The 5341-nt window shown below is 49.7% G+C and carries 4 protein-coding genes and 1 pseudogene; 3 read left to right on the top strand and 2 right to left on the bottom strand.

Annotated features, from left to right (window positions below; genetic code table 11):
- The first annotated feature begins 436 nt into the window (after positions 1-436).
- A complete protein-coding gene (locus J8X26_RS18630) occupies positions 437-1243 on the top strand; it encodes a DUF1460 domain-containing protein (protein ID WP_208951588.1) in 807 nt (268 codons plus the stop codon).
- A gap of 24 nt (positions 1244-1267) precedes the next feature.
- Positions 1268-2728 (top strand): SH3 domain-containing C40 family peptidase, encoded by a 1461-nt coding sequence (locus J8X26_RS18625; protein WP_208951587.1) that lies wholly within the window; start codon positions 1268-1270, stop codon positions 2726-2728.
- An 85-nt stretch (positions 2729-2813) separates the two neighbouring features.
- Here J8X26_RS18625 and J8X26_RS18620 read toward each other — a convergent pair whose 3' ends face one another.
- Together J8X26_RS18620 and J8X26_RS18615 are read right to left on the bottom strand one after the other, a co-directional pair.
- On the bottom strand, positions 2814-3566 hold the full coding sequence (locus tag J8X26_RS18620) for a hypothetical protein (RefSeq protein ID WP_208951586.1): 753 nt from the start codon (positions 3564-3566) through the stop codon (positions 2814-2816).
- A 13-nt stretch (positions 3567-3579) separates the two neighbouring features.
- Positions 3580-4341, bottom strand: a complete 762-nt coding sequence (locus tag J8X26_RS18615; protein ID WP_208951585.1) for an N-acetylmuramoyl-L-alanine amidase — start codon at positions 4339-4341, stop codon at positions 3580-3582.
- A 254-nt stretch (positions 4342-4595) separates the two neighbouring features.
- Here J8X26_RS18615 and J8X26_RS18610 point away from each other — a divergent pair.
- A pseudogene (locus J8X26_RS18610) lies at positions 4596-5269 on the top strand (IS5 family transposase); the annotation flags it as partial.
- Between the last annotated feature and the right edge of the window lie 72 nt (positions 5270-5341).

Below are 5341 nucleotides of genomic sequence, written 5' to 3'. Positions count from 1 at the left end.
TTGCCGCTTACAACCCCTAATTGGGGTTGTAAGCGGCAAGCCGCCAAAATTTTGTCACGTCTGTCACGTCTGTCACGTATCAATCTTTCTGTCTGAGAAATGGGTAATGCCCGTCAAAATATATCGTCCGGAAACGGGCAGCATCTACCTGACAACGCTGCGTCTCTTCTGAGTAGGTTCCTTTACTCAGATTACGGGGTTCTACGCCGGAACCGCCGAAATTTCCGACACCCACTCGCAGTCAGGCATCACTGAGCGCTCAGCCCCACAGGATAACCCTGCAAAAACGAAAGAGAGTCAGATCGCGTGATAGCCTTCACATTCCGCACCCTCCAGTTCCTGATTTTTCAACAAGGAATCAACCGATAGCGCTTTTTTGTATCTATTACAATCATCTTCCTTAAAGGTACAGGTGGGATTTTTACCTTTAAGGAAGATGATTGTGAAAGTAAAAGTATGGACGGTTTTATTTATGTCGGCGTATTTGACGGCCTGTGCCGCACCCGGCCCAGAAAAATATCAGACTATCATGGACAGCGTTACGGCAGAAAAAGTAAACCAGATTATTCGCTCGGATGTCATACCTTCTTCAGGTAAAAATCACGGGGAAGTTATCAGCCGCGTGTCATCAGCTTTTCTCGGTACGTCTTACCAGGCTGATACGCTCATCGGCGGAGCCGGTACCCCCGAGGCGCTTGTCGTGAATTTCAACGGTGTGGACTGCTTTACCCTGGCAGATTACGTGGAGGCCCTGACCCGCAGCCATGACAAGAAATCGTTCCTGCATAATCTTACAGAGGTTCGTTACACCGGGGGGAACGTTGACTACCTCAGCCGCCGGCACTTCTTCTCCGACTGGTTCACCACCGCACCACGCAATGCCCGGGACGTCACGCCAGATATCAGCCCTGACTATGCCGTGGCGGACAAACAGCTTAACCGAAAACCGGACGGGGGGGAGTACATCCCGGGGCTGGGCATTCATCCTCGTAAAATAAATTACATTCCCGGAAACACCATCAGTCAGCAGGTGCTGGACCGTCTGAAAACCGGGGATTATGTCGGCGTCTACTCTCCGCTTGAAGGGCTGGACGTTTCGCATGTGGGTATCGTGGTCCGCCACGACGGGCAGGTGTGGTTCAGGAATGCCTCCTCGCTGGCCGCCAACAGAAAAGTGGTGGATTCGCCGTTTCTGGAATACATGCGCGCGAAGCCGGGCATCATCGTATTGCAGGCTGAGTGACCCACCCATTACCGGAGTTGCTGTATGAAAAGAATCCCGATACCGGAAGGAATAAAGCCTCTTTGCCTGATTGTTCCCCTGCTGTTATCGGCATGCCACACCGATCCGCACAGGACGGGGGTAAATGACGTAGCGACTGCCGGCCATGTGCCGGCAGACTATATCGACCCGACCAAATCGCTGTTCCCGCTGGGAAACTACCCGCAGTCCGTTGATAAATGGTTCCCTCCCGGCCCGGACAGGCATGTTCCCGTTATGGATACCGCTGCACAGCAGCGCCACTTTTCTGACCTGAAATCCCGTTATTTTGGTATGGGGACGGGCGAAAAGTCTCCCTGGAACCCTTATTACATCGCATCAGTCCTGACTAAAGGAGCTGAAGCTGCCCGTGACGCCAGTATCAGTGAGTATCTGGGGGCGCAAAGTGTTTCCTGGGGCGAGAACTTCAGGATCCACCCGGACAGCTGGAAACAGCAGGTAAGGAATAACGCGACGACCAGCGTCGACCGTGTTTATCGCCCTTCGGAACGGGGAATTGCAGTCAGGGAAACGCTGGTCAGGGTTCTTCCGACCGCCGATCCGGCTTATGACGATCCCCGTCAGGCCGGTCAGGGCTACCCTTTTGACAATTTACAGATGTCATCTGTCCGTCCCGGCACCCCCGTCTACGTGCTGGCGGCCAGCCGCGACAGGCGCTGGAAATACGCTTTATCCCCCACAGTCACCGGGTGGGTGCGCAGCGAAGATATTGCAGCGGTGGATCAGCAGTTTGTTACCGAATGGCTGACGCTGGCAGATAAAAACCTGGGCGCATTTATTAAAGAATCGGTTTCCGTCCATGAAGGAGGACAGTATTATTTTACGGCACGTCCCGGAACCATTCTGCCATTCAGGAATAGACAGCCCGGCTTTTTTGACGTTACTATGCCCGTGCGTAAAAGCGATGGCCGCGCACAGATTCGCCAGGTCAGACTTCAGAAAGATGAGTTTGTCGCCATGCCATGGGAAATGACACCCGGAAATATAGCTGTACTGATGAAGTCGATGAGCGGCAGGCCTTATGGCTGGGGAAATTATAACTTCTATAATGACTGCTCTGCAGAAATGCGCAGCCTCATGATGCCCTTTGGGATATTTCTTCCCAGAAACTCAGCGGCACAGATAAAGGCCGCAGCCCGGATTGTCGACCTTAGCCAGGAGGACACCAGCACACGGCTTCGTTATCTCACGGAGCATGGCAGGCCGTTTACCACGCTTGTATACATTCCGGGGCATATCATGCTGTATACCGGTAATACGGTCATTAACGGACAGAATGTACCGATGACATACCAGAATATATGGGGACTACGACCGGTAGATTCCGACAGCCGGAGTATCATTGGCGGTGCCGTCTTTTTACCCCTACTTGCTTCTTATCCGGAGAACCCGGGACTGGTGTCACTGGCCGGTAAAGCGCAGTTTAAGCTGGGTTTTATTGAATAGCGGAAACTATTTACTCTGCTGAGTGAATATTATGGTGGCCGCCATGGCGGTCACTTATTTTAGAATCATGCACATATCTGATTTTTTATTTCCACAACCTGTCTTTGATTATTTTATAATGTTCATCTTTTAAATCTTCATATTTCCATATAAATAATCCCCCAAGATTAAAATCGAGCACCTGATCGATGAAGTAATTCAAATTCCAGTCCGTCATGCCCTTTGTTGTCAGGGCCAGAATGCATTTCTTGTTTTCGGCACCGTGCTCTAACGTCCGTTTCAGGGCGGGAATAACTTTGCCGGTAATGTCCTCATTGCTCCACATTGCTGAGGCATAACAGTAATGAATAAACCGGTCACACTGGCCTGACTGGATGAGATTTTTAACCTTTTCGTTCAGTTTTTTACCGTTATCTGTAGCCGGATGATTGTAAGAGTATCCGGCAATAAAACCAAAACTGGTTTCTTTCTGGCATTTTTTTAACTGCTTCATTGCCTCAATGACGAGACCGGTGTTCATATTGCATTCATCATCAAAGTCCACGCCATCCCAGCCCCGGCTTTTTGTGGCTTCAGCAATTCGCAAAACTTCATCCTGATTTGAAGGTTTTCCTTCAGGAGAGCACCCACCTCCACCATAGACCCAGAGCGTCCTCCCTTTAAAATCGGGAGTATTATCGGGTTTATCCTGCTTTTCCGGACTCCAGCCGGGGCTGGCCGGCGTCCCTGTTGTCAGCCCGTCAAGGTTTGTCACCATGCCATACATCATGACGTCGAATTCTTTAAGGGGTCTGCCAGACAGTGACTGGCTCCACCCGCCCGTAATAAATTCATTCATAATCTGTATCTCCCTATTTGTATTTTTCCACAAGAGCATAAAGGATCGCGGCAGTTTCAGTATCCAGCTTACCGCTGTAATTACAGGGACGAAAATGCAGCTGGAATGCACGGATTAACTGAGCATAACCGGCGTCACTTCCCGAACCTGAAGTGTCGTAGCCATACTGTTTCAGCATTCCGGTCACGTCATCTTTCGAAGGTAACGAATGGCTAAACTGCTCAATATATTTATGCTTTGTTTCCTCATCAAACCATGCCCCGACGCCTGCTGCGTAAAGCTCTTTCCATGGGAAAGCTGCACCGGGGTCACTTTTTCTTCCGGGGGCAATATCACTGTGTCCGACAACATTTACGGGCGTAATATCCGGATAGCGCTGAAGGATATTTATTGCCAGTTCTTTGATTGCATCAATCTGGACTGGATTATAGGGCGGAAATGTAAATACCCCGTTATTATCGGTAGCTAAATTAACCGTCTCAATTCCTATTGATGTATCGTTTAGATTACTGCGGCCGGCCCACGAACTGACCCCTGCATGCCATGCACGTTCATTCTCATCAACCAGATTAAAAATGCGCATATCTTTAAAACCGGCACCTGTATATGATCTATCTGAAGGGTCCGGGACAAGGTAATGGGCGCTGACCGAAGAATCTGTTAGCGCAATAATCGAGTTTTCAAAATCGAGTGCGGTATAATGCATTATCAGAAAACGGACGCGCCGATTAAAACCTTTAACGGAGCGATAACTATTATAATCAACCTGATACATACAGACTCCTTTCACATGTTGTAATTTATTATTCTCCACATTGTCAGAGTCGGTTCACCCGGATGAGTTCATAAAAAACTCAGCCATTGTGATTTATATCGCAATTTAAATCCTGATCAGCATCACAAAATGATGCTGATCAGAGTCTCTCCTTACTACTTATTGTTACCGTTGTTAGTAAGTCTCTATGGCTTAGAACCTATCCCAAAAGGGATTGTCAGTTAATACACAATGGCAATTTCTGAGGGTGAAACATGGCGGACAACAAGTGGCAGATTAGTGATCAACTCTGGGAGAAAATGGCGCCGCTCATCCCGGAACATAAAACACAGCATCCGCTGGGTACGCACCGCAAGCGGGTTGATAATCGTGCTGCAATGAACGCTATTTTCTTTGTGCTCAGAACGGGTTGCCAGTGGAATGCCCTGAATGCCACCGAAATATGTTCTTCAAGCTCAGCTCACCGCCGATTTCAGGAATGGCGGGATGCCGGAGTTTTTGAACGCTTCTGGCAGAACGGACTGCTTGCCTGCGAACAACTGGACGTGATTGACTGGTCGTGGCTGTCGATGGATGGCTGTATGACCAAATCACCGCTGGCAGGCTCAAAAAAACAGGCAGGAACCCGACAGACCGGGGGAAACAGGGCGTAAAGCGCAGTCTGATGACTGATGCGAACGGGCTTCCGCTTGCCCTGGTTGTCGCTGGGGCAAATACGCACGACATAAAGCTGGTTGCAGATACGCTCGATGCCCTCCAGACAGGCAGACCGGGCAAAAGGCTCCGGCTGTGCATGGACAAAGGGTATGAAGCGGAATGGCTGGGATCGTATCTGAAAAGTCGTCGCTATGAACCTCATATCCAGTCAAGGAAGGATGAGTCAGAAGCCATCAAAAACACGGATTTTAAGGCTCACCGCTGGGTTGTAGGCTAGGCGTAAGGATTCGTGCGTAAATGTGTAAGATCCCCCGCCAACCCTTGCCATGCCTGCACTATCAGA

Origin of the sequence: Rahnella sp. ChDrAdgB13 (genome assembly GCF_017655185.1) — a bacterium.
Taxonomy (GTDB): domain Bacteria; phylum Pseudomonadota; class Gammaproteobacteria; order Enterobacterales; family Enterobacteriaceae; genus Rahnella; species Rahnella contaminans.
Note: the sequence above shows the minus strand (reverse complement) of the source record. Positions and strands in the feature narration are given on the sequence as shown.